The sequence below is a fragment of the Weizmannia sp. WK01 genome (assembly GCF_025905465.1).
GTDB classification, from domain to species: domain Bacteria; phylum Bacillota; class Bacilli; order Bacillales; family Bacillaceae_C; genus Weizmannia; species Weizmannia faecalis.
This window is the reverse complement of the sequence record NZ_CP109616.1, coordinates 1876080-1892889: the sequence shown is the minus strand read 5'-3', so window position 1 is coordinate 1892889 and position 16810 is coordinate 1876080. Positions and strand designations below refer to the sequence as shown.

Annotated in this window: 20 protein-coding genes; all 20 read left to right on the top strand. The window is 42.2% G+C overall.

The window, feature by feature from the left end:
* The first annotated feature begins 16 nt into the window (after positions 1 to 16).
* The 20 genes from OF158_RS08835 (at position 17) to OF158_RS08740 (ending at position 16755) form a co-directional block, all read left to right on the top strand.
* Positions 17 to 1303 (top strand): phage portal protein, encoded by a 1287-nt coding sequence (locus tag OF158_RS08835; RefSeq protein ID WP_035184772.1) that lies wholly within the window; start codon positions 17 to 19, stop codon positions 1301 to 1303.
* On the top strand, positions 1290 to 2006 hold the full coding sequence (locus tag OF158_RS08830; protein ID WP_035184773.1) for a head maturation protease, ClpP-related: 717 nt from the start codon (positions 1290 to 1292) through the stop codon (positions 2004 to 2006). Before OF158_RS08835 ends, OF158_RS08830 begins: the two co-directional genes overlap by 14 nt.
* 14 nt (positions 2007 to 2020) lie before the next feature.
* A complete protein-coding gene (locus tag OF158_RS08825; protein WP_052042165.1) occupies positions 2021 to 3169 on the top strand; it encodes a phage major capsid protein in 1149 nt (382 codons plus the stop codon).
* A 13-nt stretch (positions 3170 to 3182) separates the two neighbouring features.
* Complete coding sequence (locus tag OF158_RS08820; protein WP_035184775.1) at positions 3183 to 3467, top strand: head-tail connector protein; 285 nt, start codon at positions 3183 to 3185, stop codon at positions 3465 to 3467.
* Between the two features lie 2 nt (positions 3468 to 3469).
* Positions 3470 to 3802 carry a phage head closure protein gene (locus tag OF158_RS08815; protein WP_035184777.1) on the top strand — a complete coding sequence of 111 codons (333 nt, stop codon included), beginning with the start codon at positions 3470 to 3472 and terminating at the stop codon, positions 3800 to 3802.
* Complete coding sequence (locus OF158_RS08810; protein WP_035184779.1) at positions 3802 to 4233, top strand: HK97-gp10 family putative phage morphogenesis protein; 432 nt, start codon at positions 3802 to 3804, stop codon at positions 4231 to 4233. The genes OF158_RS08815 and OF158_RS08810 overlap by 1 nt, the downstream gene beginning before the upstream one ends.
* The gene (locus tag OF158_RS08805) at positions 4230 to 4616 is read left to right on the top strand and encodes a hypothetical protein (protein ID WP_035184781.1); all 387 of its coding nucleotides are present in this window, start codon (positions 4230 to 4232) and stop codon (positions 4614 to 4616) included. The genes OF158_RS08810 and OF158_RS08805 overlap by 4 nt, the downstream gene beginning before the upstream one ends.
* Before the next feature lie 12 nt (positions 4617 to 4628).
* Positions 4629 to 5237, top strand: a complete 609-nt coding sequence (locus OF158_RS08800; protein ID WP_035184783.1) for a major tail protein — start codon at positions 4629 to 4631, stop codon at positions 5235 to 5237.
* A gap of 53 nt (positions 5238 to 5290) precedes the next feature.
* On the top strand, positions 5291 to 5617 hold the full coding sequence (locus tag OF158_RS08795; protein WP_035184785.1) for a phage tail assembly chaperone G: 327 nt from the start codon (positions 5291 to 5293) through the stop codon (positions 5615 to 5617).
* A gap of 168 nt (positions 5618 to 5785) precedes the next feature.
* The gene (locus OF158_RS08790; RefSeq protein WP_052498231.1) at positions 5786 to 9964 is read left to right on the top strand and encodes a phage tail tape measure protein; all 4179 of its coding nucleotides are present in this window, start codon (positions 5786 to 5788) and stop codon (positions 9962 to 9964) included.
* Between the two features lie 7 nt (positions 9965 to 9971).
* Entirely contained in the window at positions 9972 to 10796 is an 825-nt protein-coding gene (locus OF158_RS08785; protein ID WP_035184787.1) for a phage tail domain-containing protein, read from the top strand.
* A gap of 8 nt (positions 10797 to 10804) precedes the next feature.
* Complete coding sequence (locus OF158_RS08780; RefSeq protein ID WP_052042168.1) at positions 10805 to 12211, top strand: phage tail protein; 1407 nt, start codon at positions 10805 to 10807, stop codon at positions 12209 to 12211.
* Positions 12211 to 13680: a metallophosphoesterase family protein gene (locus OF158_RS08775; RefSeq protein ID WP_052042170.1), complete on the top strand. Its 1470-nt coding sequence runs from the start codon at positions 12211 to 12213 to the stop codon at positions 13678 to 13680. Before OF158_RS08780 ends, OF158_RS08775 begins: the two co-directional genes overlap by 1 nt.
* A 9-nt stretch (positions 13681 to 13689) precedes the next feature.
* A complete protein-coding gene (locus OF158_RS08770; RefSeq protein ID WP_035184789.1) occupies positions 13690 to 14418 on the top strand; it encodes a hypothetical protein in 729 nt (242 codons plus the stop codon).
* Between the two features lie 15 nt (positions 14419 to 14433).
* Entirely contained in the window at positions 14434 to 14724 is a 291-nt protein-coding gene (locus tag OF158_RS08765; RefSeq protein ID WP_035184791.1) for a hypothetical protein, read from the top strand.
* A 2-nt stretch (positions 14725 to 14726) separates the two neighbouring features.
* Positions 14727 to 14894 (top strand): hypothetical protein, encoded by a 168-nt coding sequence (locus OF158_RS08760; RefSeq protein WP_164931350.1) that lies wholly within the window; start codon positions 14727 to 14729, stop codon positions 14892 to 14894.
* 70 nt (positions 14895 to 14964) lie between these two features.
* Positions 14965 to 15219: a hypothetical protein gene (locus OF158_RS08755; protein WP_035184794.1), complete on the top strand. Its 255-nt coding sequence runs from the start codon at positions 14965 to 14967 to the stop codon at positions 15217 to 15219.
* A gap of 115 nt (positions 15220 to 15334) precedes the next feature.
* Positions 15335 to 15610: a hemolysin XhlA family protein gene (locus OF158_RS08750; RefSeq protein ID WP_052042172.1), complete on the top strand. Its 276-nt coding sequence runs from the start codon at positions 15335 to 15337 to the stop codon at positions 15608 to 15610.
* Between the two features lie 11 nt (positions 15611 to 15621).
* Positions 15622 to 15861 carry a phage holin gene (locus tag OF158_RS08745; RefSeq protein WP_172653413.1) on the top strand — a complete coding sequence of 80 codons (240 nt, stop codon included), beginning with the start codon at positions 15622 to 15624 and terminating at the stop codon, positions 15859 to 15861.
* Positions 15862 to 15915: 54 nt separating this feature from the next.
* Positions 15916 to 16755, top strand: a complete 840-nt coding sequence (locus OF158_RS08740; RefSeq protein WP_052042174.1) for an N-acetylmuramoyl-L-alanine amidase — start codon at positions 15916 to 15918, stop codon at positions 16753 to 16755.
* Positions 16756 to 16810 lie beyond the last annotated feature (55 nt).

Sequence of the window (16810 nt, the reverse complement as noted above, 5' to 3'; positions counted from 1 at the left end):
AGGTGAGTGGGATTGAATGAGTTTACTCAGCAGATTTAAAAGGCAAAGGGTCAAAAACTATCATATTGATGATCCGAATTGGTTATCAGAATGGCAGACACTGGCTGATTTTTTAGGGGTTAGCCTGGACCCGTCTGATGTGGACGTCCGGGGAAAACGGGCGCTGAAAGAAATTACGGTGTATGTATGTATCAAAATTTTATCTGAAAATATTTCAAAGCTGCCGGTCAAGATTTACCAGGACAACGGGGGCATTAAGAAAGTGGCCGGGCATTACCTGAATCCGATTTTGCGGTTAAGGCCGAATCCGTACATGTCTGCATCAGATTTTTGGAAAGGTGTTGAGGTGCAGCGGAATATATATGGGAACAGCTATGTTTGGATTGAATATGCAAACCGCGGCCGGAATGCCGGCAAGGTCCAGGCACTTTACTTGCTGGATGCCCAGCAAATGCAGGTATGGGTGGATGATTCCGGCTTAATTAGCTCAAAAAACTCCATCTGGTACGTCTATACAGACAATGCAGGGGTGCAGTACAAGCTTCAATCAACTGATTTGCTGCATTTTAAAGCCATGACGACTGACGGGATCGTCGGTCTCAGCCCGATCTATACGCTCAGAAATATGGTTGAAAATGCTGCTTCAGCTGAAAAATTCCTGAATAACAGCTATAAAAACGGGATGCAAACGACTGGGATCATACATTATACCGGAGATCTGAACGAAAATGCCAAGAAAAAGTTCAGGGAAAAATTTGAGGAAATGTCAAGCGGGCTGAAAAATGCTAATCGTGTTAGCTTAATGCCTATTGGCTATACCTACCAGCCTCTTTCTCTTAAATTAACGGATGCTCAGTTTCTTGAAAACACGCAGCTGACATACCGGCAGATTGCGAGTGCATTCGGCATTAAAGCACACCAACTCAATGATCTAGTCAAAGCCAGCTATGCAAGCACAAGTGAAGCGAACCGGGAATTTTACGTAGATACACTCATGCCGATTTTGACCATGTATGAACAGGAATTGACGTATAAGCTGTTTTTGGATAGTGAACTGGTAAACGGATTTTACGTTATGTTCAACGCAGATGCCATCCTACGTGGAGATTTCAAATCACGCATTGATGCGGCAGCAACCGGTGTACAGAACGGCCTGCTCACGCCAAATGAAGCAAGGGCACTTGAAGAAAGAGAGCCGATGCCGGGCGGTGATCAGCTGGTCATGAACGGGAATTATATTCCGTTGTCGATGGTGGGCGAGCAATATAAAAAAGGTGGTGATAATACAAATGGGCAAACATAAATTTTGGAATTTTATAAAGAATGAAGCGGAAAATACAGGTGAACTGCAGCTGTATGGCGAAATTTCCGACACTTCATGGTGGGGTGATGAAGTCACGCCGAAAGATTTTAAAGCAGATCTTGACGCGCTTGGCGATATCAGCACGTTAAACGTCTATATCAATTCCCCGGGGGGCGATGTATTTGCAGGACAGGCCATTCATTCGATGCTTAAACGGCATTCTGCTACAGTTCATGTTTATGTTGACGGTCTGGCGGCAAGCATTGCCTCCGTAATCGCAATGGCAGGTGACAAGATCATCATCCCCGAAAATGCCATGATCATGATTCATAATCCGTGGACTGTTACGGCCGGTAATGCGGCAGATTTGCGGGAAGTTGCCGACCGTCTGGATAAAATCAATGAAACCATCAAATCAACCTATTTATCAAAGGCAAAAATTAATGAAGCGAAATTGACGGAATTGATGGATGCTGAAACGTGGCTGTCTGCACGGGAAGCAGTTGATTACGGATTTGCGGACGAAATTGAGGATGCAAAAGACTATGCGGCAAGTTTGAACAGCAGATTTCTCAATTTCTATAAAAATATGCCTTTAGACTTGCAGAAGAAGGCAAAAAATAAAGGCGAAAAACAGAATAAGAACAAGGAATTGGAGCTGTCGAAAGCCAAACTGGCGCTTGAGATGGCTCTTTTAATTTGATGGGAGGCAGGAAAATGAGTAAAGAACTCAGGGAATTGTTGAACAAATTGAATAATAAAAAGGCAGCAGCAAAGGCTTTAATGACTAAAGAGGGTGTGACGTCGGAAGAAATTGAAGCTGCGACTGCAGAAATTACTGAATTAAAGGCAAAAATCGAAGCACAGAAGCTAATCGATGAAGAAACAGCGATACCAGTAGGTGGTAAACCGGTCGTATCGGTAATTGAACCTGACAAAAACAGCAAGGAGTACCGCGAACTGCACACAAAAGCATTTCTGAATTACTTGCGGAAGAAGCCGTTGACCGAAGAAATGAAGAATACGTTGAGCTCCAACACCGGATCTGACGGTGGATATTTGATTCCACAAGATATTAATACACAAATTAACAATTTGAAGCGGCAATATAAAAGCGCAAAAATGTGCTGCACGGAAGTTTACACGACTTCCACCAAAACCGGTTCGTTTGTGTGGGAAGACTTGTCAACACTAACGCCCCTTGTCAATATGACGGAAATGACAGACCTGGATAGCTCTTCACAGCCGAAATTCCGGTCTGTTCAGTATGCTGTAAAAGATATGGGCGCAATTCTTCCAATCCCAAATACGTTGCTGCAGGATGAGGACGCGAACTTAATTGCGTATATTGCCGGCTGGTTTGCCAAGAAGGCCATTCGTACGGAAAATGCCGATATTTTCAGTGTGTTGAAAACCGGAAAAACACCGGTTACTCTTCCAGATTGGAAAGCTTTGAAATCAAATTATAATAGGATGCTAGATCCATTAATTGCAGCAAACGGATATTTCTGCACAAACCAGGACGGATTTGATGTTTTAGACAGCGCACTCGACGGTTTTGGCCGGCCTGTTCTGCAGCCAAACCCACAAAATCCGACAGAGATGCTATTCTTGGGTAAAGTCGTCCATATGTTCTCAAACACGGAGCTTACATCTGATACGGACAACAATGTTGCACCAATCTTTTTCGGCGATATGAAATCAGGATGCCGTTTTGTCGACCGTGGCACATATGAATTAAGCATTTCCACAGAAGCATATTTCGTCAAAAATGCGACTGCAGTCCGGGTTATCGAACGATATGATGTCATCAAAACCGATTCGGATGCTTATCAGTTTGGCCAGATTGCTTTACCTGAAAGCTGATCAGGTGATGTAAATGATTATAGAACTAAATGAAGCGAAAGATTGGCTGAGAGTTGACACGGAAAATGACGATGCCAGGATCACTTCATTGATGGCAGCGGCCGAACAATATTTAACCAATGCGACGGGGAAAACATTTGACAGCACAAATGAACTTGCCCGTCTTTTTTGCCTGACTCTACTGACGGATTGGTACGACAATACAGGTTTATCTGGCACTGAACCGAGCCAGCAAATGCGGCCGATTATTCAGAGCATGCTGCTGCAGCTGACCTATTGTGAAGATGAGGTGACATAAAAATGCCGATCACCAGTCCTGGAAAAATGAATGAAAGAATTACGTTTTATAAAGAAGTTGTCAAAAAGAATGATTACGGAGACAAAGTAAAAGATGAAGAAAAATATTTGGAATGCTGGGCCGCCGTGAAGACACAGTTTTTAAGTGACATCCAGGCAAGCATTGGCACTGTCTTGGAAGATACTCTTACATTTGTGATCCGGCATCAGCATGACAAAGAAATTACAAACGATTTATCTGTAAAATACAGGAACAGCGTTTATGAAATTATCAAAATTAACCCAGATGTCGAATATAAAAAATTTGACACGATCATCTGCAAAGAGGTGACATGATGAGAGTTGAAGTGGATATTTCCGGAATTGAAGCGGGTTTGAGGCGGCTAGCTGCGAAGGAAAAAAAGGTGCAGAGGGCTGGGTTAAAAAAGGCGGCAGAAGCAATTGCTGACCGGTTGCGTGAAAACACGCCTTATTATGATGGCAAACGCGACGGGAAATGGAAAGCACAGCGTCAATTCGAGAAAGAAACAGGGTCAAATAATGGCGACTTTGCGCATTTGCGGGATGACATCAAAATTTCAAATATGAACCAATTTGGTGAAGTCTTTGTTGGATTTGGAAAAGAAACCTATTGGCGTGTCCATTTTACCGAAATGGGTACGATTAAACAGAAACCACAGGCGTTTATCCAGCGAACGGAAGAAGAAATGCGCCGGAAAGTTATGGCCATCATGGTAAAGGAGTTTAAAAGGGGTCTGGGCTTATGACACTGCCTGCAAAAGCAGTCTACGATATTCTTATGGGCAGTCCGGAGATTGCGAACATGATGAATAGGGACATGATTTTTATGATCGATGTTCCGGAAGATGATCAGCAAGTTCTGAACGCACCTATCATTCGAATAAATGAAATCAACGACTATCAGGATGGATTTGCTTCAAACAAACCGTTTTCTGTTTCTTTTAGCGTCCAGATTGATGTCTGGGCCGCCACGATTGAACAATTAGCTGTTTTTAGAGACGTGCTGGACAAGATCATGACAGAAAACGAGTGGGGTCAATATACAGGCGTGATTGACAAAGATCCGGATATTGATCTGTATCGCATGGCTCGGAGGTATCGGGCTGTTCAGGTGATTCACTTTAATTAGGGAGATGAGAAAATGGCGACTTTAGGTTTTAAAAGTGTCGAATTTGGGATCCATGACGGGGACACGGAAATTGTTAAGAAAATTTATAAATTAGATGCCAATGAAGGTGGCACAATTGAAGCAAAATTAAGCGGTCTTGGTGCGCAAATCAATGCTTTATATGCGTCTAATGTACCGTTTTTTGTAGATGCAAGCGGTACGGGAACGCCACAATTGGAATTCACAGCAGCGGACTTGAGTGAAGAAATCGCTGCGTCCCTTTCAGGCGCTGTATACGAAAATGGCATTTTGAAACTCGGAAAAGATGCGAAGGCACCATATGTTTCTGTACTGCTAGAAGCGGATGGCATTAAAAACGACAGCATCTATATCGCACTGCTTAAAGGAAAATTCGGGCATCCGGATGGTGTCGATTTGAAAACGGGTGATGACAAAGGCAAGGAAGCCGATACAACTGACAGTGCACTGACCGGACAATTTGTAAACCGGAAATTAGATGGCTTTACCTATTTCAAAACTCGTTCTTCGAATACAGACTTTGATTTGCAGACATTTCGGTCCCTCGTTTTTAATGGATACAATGAAAATACGCAAACGGCAACTCAACAAACTGCTGGCTGATAGCTGGGCTCTTAGGCCCGGCTTTTTATTTTGCATAAAAGGAGATGCTGGAAATGTTAAAAATTGAACTTTATAATCCGGAAACTGAAAGAACTGAAATCTTTACCGAAGGATTCGTGCCAGCAAGAACATTGCGGAAAGTGCTGGAATTCGCGGATAAGCAGGAAAGAGAAAAACCCAGTGAGCTTGAGACGTTGGATGAAATGGTTTCCATGATTGCAAGCTTTTTTCGGGATGATCGGGTGACCTTTGATGCGATCTATGACGGAATCCCAGCAGACAAATTGAGTGATGAAATGGAACGCATTATGACCGACATTATGGGCGGTGAAGCTAAAAAAAAGCTGGGGAAAAATCGACCACCATCAAAGAAAGCATAAATAATCTGCACAAAATGTATTCGGAGTTAATGAAAAATGGATGGACGTTCAGAGATATTGAAGAAATGGACATATATGGATTTCTGAATGTCATGAACGGGCCGGACAGCAAACAGTATGACGATATAGAAGCCTTCTATAACTCAATTTGACGGGAGGTGAGGAAACATGGCAGGAGACCAACCCCTTGGCAATATGGTGATCGGCGTCAGCATGGAGGGTACTCAGTTCGCAAATACCTTGAAAGAAATACGGGGGCAGGTGCGCCAAGCTCAGAGCGCAATGAAAGCCAATTTGACAGTAATTAGTGGCGCCGGCGATAAGTATGAAACGCTCCGTGCAAAAGTAAAGAGTCTGAATGAAGTAATGGCGGTTAACCAGCGCGAAATTGATATGCTCCGTAAAAAGCACCGGGAAGCCATTAAAACTTACGGCGAAGGCTCCGAGCAAGTTTCCAAATTAGCTTCCCAAGTGAATAATGCGGTTGCCAAGCAGTCAGCCTGGAGCAGACAGCTGGATCAAGCAAAATCTAAACTATCGGGGATGGATAGCCCAATTAGCAAGTTTTCATCTCGGCTGAATGACATCTCTGAGCGGGCCAAAAGCGTTGGCGGAAAAGTAAAAGAAATGTCTGACGGGATTACACAAACTTTTGCACCGGCTACCATTGCAATTGGAGCCGGTCTTGGTGCTGCAGCGAAGCAGGCCATGGATTTTGAAAGTCAAATGAGCGCGGTAAAGTCTGTCATGGCGCCGGACGAGGTAAAAAAGTATGGGGGCGCGTTAGAGGATCTTGCTGTAACTATGGGGGCCAAGACAAAATACAGTGCCACTGAGGCCGCGCAGGGGATTGAAGAACTTGTCAAAGCCGGCGTGAAAACAACAGATATCATCCATGGCGGGCTCTCAGGGGCTCTAAATCTTGCGACTGCCGGTGAACTGGACCTGAAAGATGCTGCCGAGATCGCGTCAACTGCGTTGAATGCTTTCCGGAAAGACAATATTTCCGTAACCCGCGCTGCAGATCTGCTGGCTGGTGCTGCCAACGCAAGCGCAACGGATGTTGAAGAATTAAAATATGGGTTATCTGCTGTTTCAGCTGTAGCCAGTGGAGTCGGTTTAAGCTTTGAAGATACTACTACGGCGCTTGCGGCATTTGCGCAGAATGGTCTTAAAGGTCAGGACGCTGGGACATCTTTAAAAACTATGTTATTAAACCTTTCCCCTTCTACAAAATCTGCTGCCGATATGATGGATTCGCTCGGGCTGGCAGCGCGAAATACATCTTCTGCATACAATTGGTTAGTTGATAGGGGGATTAAACCAGCCTCACATTCTGCAAATGACATAGAAGCTTCTTTGCAACGTCTTGCGAAAATTCAGGCAGGTGCTGGAGCTTCTGCAAGTAAAGTAAAAAATGAATATCAGGAACTTGCGAAAAACTCCGGTTTTGCATCAAGCGCTTTTTACGACCAAAATGGAAAGCTAAAATCTCTTTCCAAAATTTCTGGTCTGCTTCATGACAGGCTCAAAAACCTTTCGGAAGAACAGCGGCAATATGCATTAAAAACAATGTTTGGAACGGATGCTATCAGGGCAGCCAATATTTTGTATAAAGAAGGCGCCAAGGGAATCGAAGACATGAACGGCGCCATGAATAAAATTAAAGCTGCTGATGTTGCCAAAAAGAAAATGGACAATCTAAAAGGCTCCATTGAACAATTAAAAGGAAGTTTGGAGACGGCCGGAATATCGGTTGGCCAGGCATTAACACCAGCCATTAAAAAAACAGCTGAATTTGTTCAAAATATCGTGGACAAGTTTAATGCCTTGCCGAAACCGGTCCAGCATGCGGCTGCCATTTCAGCAGCGTTGTTAGCCGTTATTTTAACCCTTGTAACCGGGTTTGGGTTTCTGACATCTGGTATATCCAGCTTGGTTATTGCCTATGGTACTCTGGCCGGCGGCATGGCCGCAACGACAGGAGTTATCGCGGCAGAAGGGGCAGCTGCAACGGCTGCTGGGGCGAGCACCGGAATATTGGCCGGTGCAATCAGTCTATTAACCTCTCCGGTTACGCTAACCATAGCGGCCATTGCCGCCTTGGCAGCGGTATTTGTGATCGCTTATAACAAATCCAAACCGTTCCACGATTTTATAAATGGCATCGGGGCGTCCCTGATGAAAGCATTTGGTTTTGTGAAGCAATTTACCGTAGGCATCATGCAAATGTTTCAAGGCAATTGGGCCGGTGGGGCAGACATATTAAGCAAGATCGGCCTATCTGACAGCGCGGTACAAAAGACTATTAATATCGTAACAGCAATACAGAATACCTTTAATATATTAAAAGGATATTTGCAACAGGCGTTAAGTGCAGTTGGATCATTTGTGATGAGTAAAATCACTGAACTCAAGATCTTTTGGGATGCAAACGGTGCATCAATAATTCAGGCAACAAAAAATATATTTTCATTTTTAGCCGTAATTATTAAGGCGGCTCTAGCGATTCTAACTCCTATTTTTAAAATTGGATTTGGAGTTTTTGTCACAATCATCAAATCCGTTTGGGGAAATATAAAGGGCATTATATCTGGATCGCTCCAGGTTATAGAGGGGATCATTCAGGTTTTCTCTGGCTTGTTTACCGGAAACTGGAAAAAGATGTGGCAAGGAATAAAAAACATTTTTTCCGGCACTTTTAAGGTTTTAATCAACTGGATTCAGCTCAATTTTATTGGCAAAATGTTGAGAGTTGCACGCGGATTTGTCGGGCCGTTCAAATCAATTTTTTCCGGATTGTGGGGCGCAATGAAATCAATTTTTTCAGCGCCAATAAAATGGATTGGAAATATAGTTAAAAATGGCTTTAATGGCATGAAAAATAAGGCCATTGGAATTTTTTCATCCATGAAAAATGGGGCTTCTAAAATTTGGAGTTCAATGGTGTCCACAATTAAAGGGCTCCCTGGGAGAATGGCAAATGGATTAAAGAATGGCGCAGGAAAATTAAAAAGTGCCATGATATCCGTCGGAAATGCCATGATTAAAGGACTTGGCAAAGGAGTAAATGGCGTCCGAAATGGAATCAACTGGATTCTTGAAAAAGTCCACGCTCCTAAGAAACTGCGGATTCCAAAATGGAATGTACCACAGTACGCAAAAGGCACCGATAACCATCCTGGCGGGTTTGCATTGCTTTCGGATGGAAAAGGAAAACATAAGCAAGAGCTTGTCACTTTGCCAACCGGAGAAAGTTTCTTGTCTCCAGTACGCGAGACCATAATGAACCTACCGAAAGGCACAAGCGTGCTGAATGCCAATGCGACTAATCAACTGCTGTCCATCATGCCAAAATACGCAAACGGAACAGGTTGGTTGGAGAAGGCATGGGACGTAACAAAGTCGGCCGCGTCTAAAGCCGTATCTGGTGCTAAAAATGTTGGAAAAAGCATTCTTGGCGGCGTAAAGACCGTATGGGATTACGCTACACACCCAAGCAAGTTGATTAGTAAAGCGGTTAGTGCATTTACTAACCTATCTGGATTGGCACAGCCTACTCTCGGGATGGTTAGCGGTGCGGTATCAATGGCTAAAAAAGGCGCTAAAAATTGGATTAAGAGCCTTATGGGCGGCGGCGATAATCCCGGAGGATCCGGTGTGGAACGATGGCGGTCGTATGTTGTAAAAGCGCTCGAGATGAATGGCCTATCCACGAGCAAAGCTATGGTGGAAAAAGTGTTGCGGCAAATCAAGACGGAAAGCGGTGGGAACCCGAAGGCCGTACAGCACGGTTACACGGATATAAACGCGATAACGGGAGATTTGGCAAAGGGGTTAATGCAAACTATAAGTGCAACCTTCAACGCATATAAATTTCCCGGCCATAATGATATTTTTAATGGCTTTGATAATTTGCTGGCTGCGCTTAACTATGCAAAGCATCGTCATGGCAAAAATTTATCCGGCCTTGGCGAAGGGCACGGATATGCAAATGGCGGGTTTGTCTTTACAGAGCAGCTTGCCCGGGTTGCGGAGGGAAACAAACCGGAAGCAATCATACCACTTGATAGACTTAAAAGAACTAGAGCATTACAGCTATTATCACAAACTCAAAAAGCTTTGGGAGTTGGTTCGCAAAGCCAAAGCAACTCATCAGCTGCGGATTTATCTGCTTTAATCCAGCGTCAGGACCAGCAAATATCTTTGATGCAGCAAACGATTGATTTACTTATGAAAATATTACAGAAAAATAATGTGATTAAAATTGATGCAGATGCACTGGAAAAAAATGTAAGCAAGCGGCAAGCTGCAAATTACAATAACGCTGCCTATATGATGGGGTGATTGATTGATGGAAGAATTAACAATCACAAAACTGGATGGAACAAAACAAACTGTAAGCGAAATAAATGGTGCATATTTGCTTGATGTGATCGATAGCGGTCCGCAGCCGGCAACCACATATGAACAAATCGCTGGGTCCGATGGAAATATTGATAACGGAACTGCATTTGGTACAAGAATCATCACTGCAAAATTTTATATGGATGCGAAAGATTACATCGACTATACGCTTGCCCAGAGGGAAACTTGGCAAGCGTTATTTGATCATGATCCATATTACATCACCTGGTCGCGAATGCCTGGAATAAGGTTTTTAGTTCATATAAAACCGTTTGAATTCGCCAGTATAAGCCAAATGTCCGGAACCTTTGATATTGAATTTGAAGCTTTCAAAGGATTTGGAGAGAGCGTTGGCAGAACAGATGAAGATCCAATTGATATGGATAGTGAAATGTGGCAAATGGTCGGACAAGGGTTTGTGTTGGACGAGGATTTGGTTTATACCGATATCCATGGAAGTAGTTTAAAAATATTTAACGCTGGAGATATCACAATTGATCCACGTAAGCACGATTTGACCATTAGCATACAAGGGATCGGCACTCCGATTTTGAAAAACCTTACGACCGGTGACTCATTTATTTACAAAAAAACTTTGGATAGCGGCGATACGCTAACGATTGACGGGGTCTACCCTTTACTTAACGGCGCCCATTGTGGCAGAGATACGAACCATGGACTCGTAACTCTATTGCCAGGGTGGAATAAAATCCAGCTGACCGGGCTTAGTAATCCGGTGTCATCTTTTGGATTTAGATTTTTGTACAAGTAGGTGATTGCATGGATTTAATCGTTAATAATGGCATAGATGAGGAAATCCTGGTCGATTTCAATGCGGATGATTTTGCGGAAGAATGGCAGAAGAATAGCACATGGTCAGTAAATTTTAGCGTTACGAAAACGAAAAGAAACGCCTACGCATTCGATATGTTGCAGCAAGAAGCAATGATCTGTCTTGATGGGCAATGGTTTGTAATAAAGCAGCTTGAGCCAACAGCGAATGGAAAGGTGCTTAGCAAGTCCATTACTGCTAATCATATTTATTTTATATGCCAGGACCATCGCCGATATGAACAAAAATCGCAGACATGGAGTATTGAGGATGCGCTGCATTGGACATTTGACGGTAATAAACTCGGCTTTACATGGGAAGTTGTAGGGCATTTTGAAAAGGTACAAATGGACAATTTCGGTGATGCGAATGCTCTTAGCATGGTTGAAACCATTATAAGTAGTTTTAACGCCGTTTTAGATGCAGATAACAAGCATCTTATTTTTTACGCTCCGGACAGTTGGGGACAGATAACTAATAACCAATTCAGATATCTTTACAATACGGATACCGTCAATTGTCAAATAGATACGACAGAACTCAAGACTGTTATTCGCGGCTATGGAAAACAGAATGATGATGGAACCTATGCTTTTCCTTTTGTGACTTATAAAAGTCCATATGTTACACAATGGGGGGAGCGGCATGCGGATCCTATCCGGGATGATCGGTTTACTAAAGCAGAGTCTATGCTTGCCTACTTAAAAACGCAATTGCAAGACAAACCAGCCGTCACGCTGTCCATAACGGTAAAACGAAAAGAAGAAATTAATAAGGGCGATCATTGGATACTTATCTACGAGCCCATGAATTTTGATACAGACGTTGAGGTTATCGGTTATAAGAAATATCCATTTTCACAATACAAGCCGCCAGAAGTTACTTTTAGCAACGACGCGAAGGACATGACCGGCATCTTATCCAGTTTTAATCGAGTGGGGAAAATAGTCAGTTCGGCAATTGATAAGAGCGGCAATGTAAAAACGTCGGCGATCACCAAGCTCCCTGATAATAAGGTTTCTGTTGGACCGGGAACAAGCTTTTCACCCGGCTACGACCCGACACAACTAGATATACCAAAGTATTCGCTGGCCACGCCTACGTCAGATGGGTTAATGAGCGCAGCGGATAAGCAAAAATTAGATTTGGTTATTGTGGACAGTAACGGAAATGTAGTAGTAAACATCTTACTTGCAACAGCTAATCAAGATGGATTAATGAGCAAAGAGGATTTTGCCAAGCTCGGCAGGATCCTTTTTTCGGGTTCGAGCACAATCGATCTGCAAACAGTTTTGCAAACATTGCAGGACCATGGCAACAGAATTGCAGCATTGGAAAATGGAGGTGGTGCTTGATGCGGTGGCCATATGCAAACATTGGAGTTGTGACGACCAGGACGTTTCGTAATTTACTAAATAAAATCCACGGCGATATTGCTGCCGATATGCAAGAAATGAAAACGAACCTTGATAATGCAGTTGAAACGGTATCAGAAAAAGCCTTTAACAAAGTAGTTGATGCCGCAAAAATTGATTGGTTGCCACCAGTTAACACATTTGATGATTTGGCGATTACCTATCCTGATGCAGTCGAAGGCAAAACTGCAATGTGCCGGGACAGCGGTAAAGTATACCGCAAGATGGCGGACGGAGAATGGCAAGAGATACAGGATATCGATCCGAGTGTAATTAACGAGGTGGATAGCCGGCTTACCGCGCAGTTGGCGGAAACGGCTGATAAGATTAATGTTAGCAAAGTAGATAATTTACTTAATTTCATCGATGCTGAAAGTGATATGGAAATTGAGGTTCCTAGTTATTACAAAACAAAAATAAATGAGATTGTTAAATCTATTGATAAATCGGAATTGAATATAGGTTTTATTACAGATAATCATAACCAGTATTCTGGTTATGCACCAAAGTCACTTAAACATTATGAGTATATTGCTTTATTGAGTCGTTTGACCCACCTAGATGCAGTTGTTTCTGGTGGCGATAACGCGAATGGATGGTATTCAAAATCGCAAATATTATCAGAGCTAAAAAGTGCCGCGTCTGCATTGTTTAATCGCGTTAAAGCCGATACAGATGTATATTTTTTGCATGGTAATCACGACAATGGCGCTTTTCAAAACGGTAAAAATAAACTTGAAGACATTATTACAAACGAAGAGTTAAAGGTGATATACCAAACAAGAAACACAGTATTTGGCGAAGTAAGAAATGGAGATAGTATTTATTGCTATAAAGATTATGCTGATAAAAAGATTAGAGTGATTATGCTAAATTCTTTTGATTTTCCAAATGATATTAATTCCGATGGAACACTGACCTACGATAACTTACATTATGGGTGCTACCAAAATGAACAACTTAATTGGTTGGCAAATGTAGCATTGCAAATTCCGTTAGATTATCACGCGTTAATTTTTACGCATGCTCCTTTACCTGGAGCGTTTGATAATTCAACACAGTATAATTCTGATGTATTACTTAACATTTTAAAAGCATTTAAAAATGGACAAGATTATACAATTGATGATAAATCTAGGCTCTTTCCAGTATCAATTAATACAAGCTTTTCTGAACCAGGAACGCTGATTGCAATAATAAATGGGCATTTACATCGTGATGATTCTACAATTTATAATGGAATTTTGTGTATTAGTGTAGATGCATCTCTATGTTATTCTGGTGCAACGGGTAGGGTTGTCAATACTGAAACTGAAGACTGTTGGGATGTATTAAGTATTAATCCAAATTTAAGAACAATTAGAGCTAAACGTTTTGGATTTGGTTCTGATAGAAATTGGACATATTGAGGTGGTAACATGGATACTACTATTAAATCAATATTCGAGAGCTTACGTAAACTAATTTATAGAGTGGATGCCCACATCGGTAATTCTGGTGATGCACATTTGCCAGCCACTTTTGAAAGAGCCGGGTTTTTAAGTGCAGAGGATAAAGGGCATATTGACATGAAGTGTCGTTATGCACAGACACTAGATAATGGGACAGGGAATTGTTTAACTTTGGGTGCGGGGATTTACATTTCGAGGAGTTTTAAAAATGCACCTAATGGAGTAGATGACAGCCTATGCTTAATTGAGGTAACTGGTGCTGGACAAGGTTTATACAAGGAAATCAAGTTTACGTGGCTCTCAGCAGGTAAACAGTATAACAGATATATCTATTCCGATATTGACAGTGGTTGGTTAGATGAGGGCTGGGTTAATTTAACTTTGCTAAGCGGTTTTTCAGGGTACGCAATCGCAAAACGTACACGCTGTGGAGATGGCGTAATCGTAGACATACGATATGATGTGCAAAGATCTAACAATATTACTGCTGATACAGTTATAGCAACGCTACCAGCAGGATACACATTAACACAAGAAAAACCGCTATATGAAACACACTTAGCATTCGTTACTAATTCAACAGCACTAACTACGGTCGGGTTTGTTATATCCGGCACTAAAGATTTAACCCTGTTTCGAACAGATCAGGATAGCTCTATCGCTCGTGTATTAGGGCATACTACTTTTATAAGATAACAGGAGTGATAAAAAATGAAATACATTATATTAGACTCTGATGGTCATTATATACAAGATTGTTATTATGAGAGCGAAGATCAGGTAAAGAATGAATTTGAAAACTATACAACTGTTGAACCCCCACAACCGTGTTACGCTCCAAAATTTAATAAAGAAAAAAACGAATGGACGGATATTACCGGTGAAGAATGGCTAGCGAAACAGCCAGTGCTCGGAGTTGAAAAATCAGAGATGGAAATTTTGCAAGAAAAGTTAGGCTTAATGCAGCAAGCAATCGATGACATGATTTTAGGAGGTGGTTGATAATGGCGGCTTATATGGGGCAGCGCATTATAGACAAGGCATACACTTACGACTTTGTTATTAATAAGCGTGCTGACTTAAAAGAGGGTATCGATGCTTATTTAACTGAGCATGGCCAGGCCAATCTTATTACAAATACAGGTACACAGCAGGATCATACTGTGACGTAACAAATATCTATGAGGATAAAGGAAACACCCTCCTACTTATCGAATAATCCATAGAGAGGAGGTGTGTGATGTGAGCAAAGAGGAAAAAATTCCTGATTTTGTACAAAGATACAGCCAGGAGATTAGCGATATTACTTATATTCTCAAGAATCTTGAGAACGGGAGATATTACGAAAATACCGGGGCAAAAATGGACGGTCCTATACCGCATAATGTGCAAACTTTAAGGAAACTGTTTGCAGAGCTTTTGATAAAGGTGGATGGGAATCTTTCATCTGAAACCGAAGAGATGATGGAAGCATTAGGCGGGGATGACAACAAATAATATGATTAACAGTGATGTGAAGGAGTCCTTGTTATAGGGCTCTTTTTTAATACCCAAACAAGGAGGCGGATCAAAAATCGGCAGGAAGTAAAGACAGATTGGGGGTGTGGGTCCATTGGAGGCGGATCAGCAGGTGGATATCTGGCGGGAGACACTGCAAAAAGACCTAGAAGCCATAAAGACCGAGCAGGTAAATATGAAAAGCGACATTCGGCGCCTGCAAGACAAAGAACTTATGCAGGATCAGCAGATTGACAGCATAAAAGAGGATTTGAAAGAGATTAAAGAGGACACAAAATGGTTACGGCATGCCATTACAAATGCGCTTATTGTTGCGCTTATTGGCGGGGCCGTAGCCATTTTCTTTGCTGCCATTCAAAATTTTGATTAGGAGGATTGAAAATGAAAATTGACAGAGGTACATTAATCCGCACAATCGTGCTAGCAATTGCACTATTGAATCAAATTTTAGTATCGTGTGGGCTTTATAAAATCCCAGGCACCGCGGAGCAGCAGACGGAAGTATTGTCCACACTGTTTACACTTATTACGGCCGTATGGTCATGGTTTAAAAACAATTACGTTACAGCCCGTGGCAAAGCACAGCGCGAAGCATTAAAGCGGCAAGGGTTATCAAAATAAGGGCGGCCACATGGCTGCTCTTATTTATAAAAAAATTTAAGGAGATGGACAAACATGGCATACAGTATTCATGCTGGACACAACTTCCACGTAACTGGCGCACATGGATTTATAAAAGAGGAAGTTGTCGATCGTCAAATCAAGGATGCGACAATTAAATATTTAAAAGCAGCAGGACAAAAAGTATATGATGACACAGATGAATCAGGTAAAACACAGTCTCAAAACCTTGCAAATATCGTGCGAAAAATCAACTCGCACTCTGTTAGTCTATCGGTCAGCATTCACCTCAACGCAGGGGGCGGTACGGGTATCGAGGTACACCAATATAACAGCCAAACGGATGCAGTCGCAAATCGCATCTTAAAAGGCATCTGCAAAGTCACAGGGTTGCGATCTCGCGGGCTTAAAAAGTCTCCGGGTCTATACGTGCTAAGAAACACAAAACCTCAAGCAATCCTAATTGAGGTTGGTTTTGTCGATACAAAAGAGGATGCCGATGTCGTATCTAACAAAACGGATGCTATCGGCAAAGCGATTGCAGAAGGTATTTTGAATAGATCGATCATGGCATCAAAAAATCCTTCAAAATCTAAGACAACAGCGGAGGAAATATATAGGGTGCGCAAGTCGGCTAACGATGCAAAAAGCCAAAAAGGTGCGTTTGGGGACAAATCCAATGCTATTGCTTGCGCTAAAAAATACGGATATAGCGTATACGATGAAAAAGGCAATAAAGTATATTCTGCAGCACCGAATACCTATACAGTCAAACGTGGTGATTCGCTTTGGCGGATAGCTAAAGATCACAATACTACTGTAGAAAAGCTTAAAAAACTCAATCACATTTCCGGTGACCTAATTCATCCGGGGAAAAAAATTAAATTGAAATAATAGAAGGTCCCATTAAAGACAAATCAAAAGCCCTCGCGTTTGCGGGGGCAAATTT

What these genes read in the sequence shown, in the direction of transcription:
- OF158_RS08835 (WP_035184772.1), top strand. Translation starts at nt 17, where the DNA reads ATGAGTTTACTCAGCAGATTTAAAAGGCAAAGGGTCAAAAACTATCAT.
- OF158_RS08830 (WP_035184773.1), top strand. Translation starts at nt 1,290, where the DNA reads ATGGGCAAACATAAATTTTGGAATTTTATAAAGAATGAAGCGGAAAAT.
- OF158_RS08825 (WP_052042165.1), top strand. Translation starts at nt 2,021, where the DNA reads ATGAGTAAAGAACTCAGGGAATTGTTGAACAAATTGAATAATAAAAAG.
- OF158_RS08820 (WP_035184775.1), top strand. Translation starts at nt 3,183, where the DNA reads ATGATTATAGAACTAAATGAAGCGAAAGATTGGCTGAGAGTTGACACG.
- OF158_RS08815 (WP_035184777.1), top strand. Translation starts at nt 3,470, where the DNA reads ATGCCGATCACCAGTCCTGGAAAAATGAATGAAAGAATTACGTTTTAT.
- OF158_RS08810 (WP_035184779.1), top strand. Translation starts at nt 3,802, where the DNA reads ATGAGAGTTGAAGTGGATATTTCCGGAATTGAAGCGGGTTTGAGGCGG.
- OF158_RS08805 (WP_035184781.1), top strand. Translation starts at nt 4,230, where the DNA reads ATGACACTGCCTGCAAAAGCAGTCTACGATATTCTTATGGGCAGTCCG.
- OF158_RS08800 (WP_035184783.1), top strand. Translation starts at nt 4,629, where the DNA reads ATGGCGACTTTAGGTTTTAAAAGTGTCGAATTTGGGATCCATGACGGG.
- OF158_RS08795 (WP_035184785.1), top strand. Translation starts at nt 5,291, where the DNA reads ATGTTAAAAATTGAACTTTATAATCCGGAAACTGAAAGAACTGAAATC.
- OF158_RS08790 (WP_052498231.1), top strand. Translation starts at nt 5,786, where the DNA reads ATGGCAGGAGACCAACCCCTTGGCAATATGGTGATCGGCGTCAGCATG.
- OF158_RS08785 (WP_035184787.1), top strand. Translation starts at nt 9,972, where the DNA reads ATGGAAGAATTAACAATCACAAAACTGGATGGAACAAAACAAACTGTA.
- OF158_RS08780 (WP_052042168.1), top strand. Translation starts at nt 10,805, where the DNA reads ATGGATTTAATCGTTAATAATGGCATAGATGAGGAAATCCTGGTCGAT.
- OF158_RS08775 (WP_052042170.1), top strand. Translation starts at nt 12,211, where the DNA reads ATGCGGTGGCCATATGCAAACATTGGAGTTGTGACGACCAGGACGTTT.
- OF158_RS08770 (WP_035184789.1), top strand. Translation starts at nt 13,690, where the DNA reads ATGGATACTACTATTAAATCAATATTCGAGAGCTTACGTAAACTAATT.
- OF158_RS08765 (WP_035184791.1), top strand. Translation starts at nt 14,434, where the DNA reads ATGAAATACATTATATTAGACTCTGATGGTCATTATATACAAGATTGT.
- OF158_RS08760 (WP_164931350.1), top strand. Translation starts at nt 14,727, where the DNA reads ATGGCGGCTTATATGGGGCAGCGCATTATAGACAAGGCATACACTTAC.
- OF158_RS08745 (WP_172653413.1), top strand. Translation starts at nt 15,622, where the DNA reads ATGAAAATTGACAGAGGTACATTAATCCGCACAATCGTGCTAGCAATT.
- OF158_RS08740 (WP_052042174.1), top strand. Translation starts at nt 15,916, where the DNA reads ATGGCATACAGTATTCATGCTGGACACAACTTCCACGTAACTGGCGCA.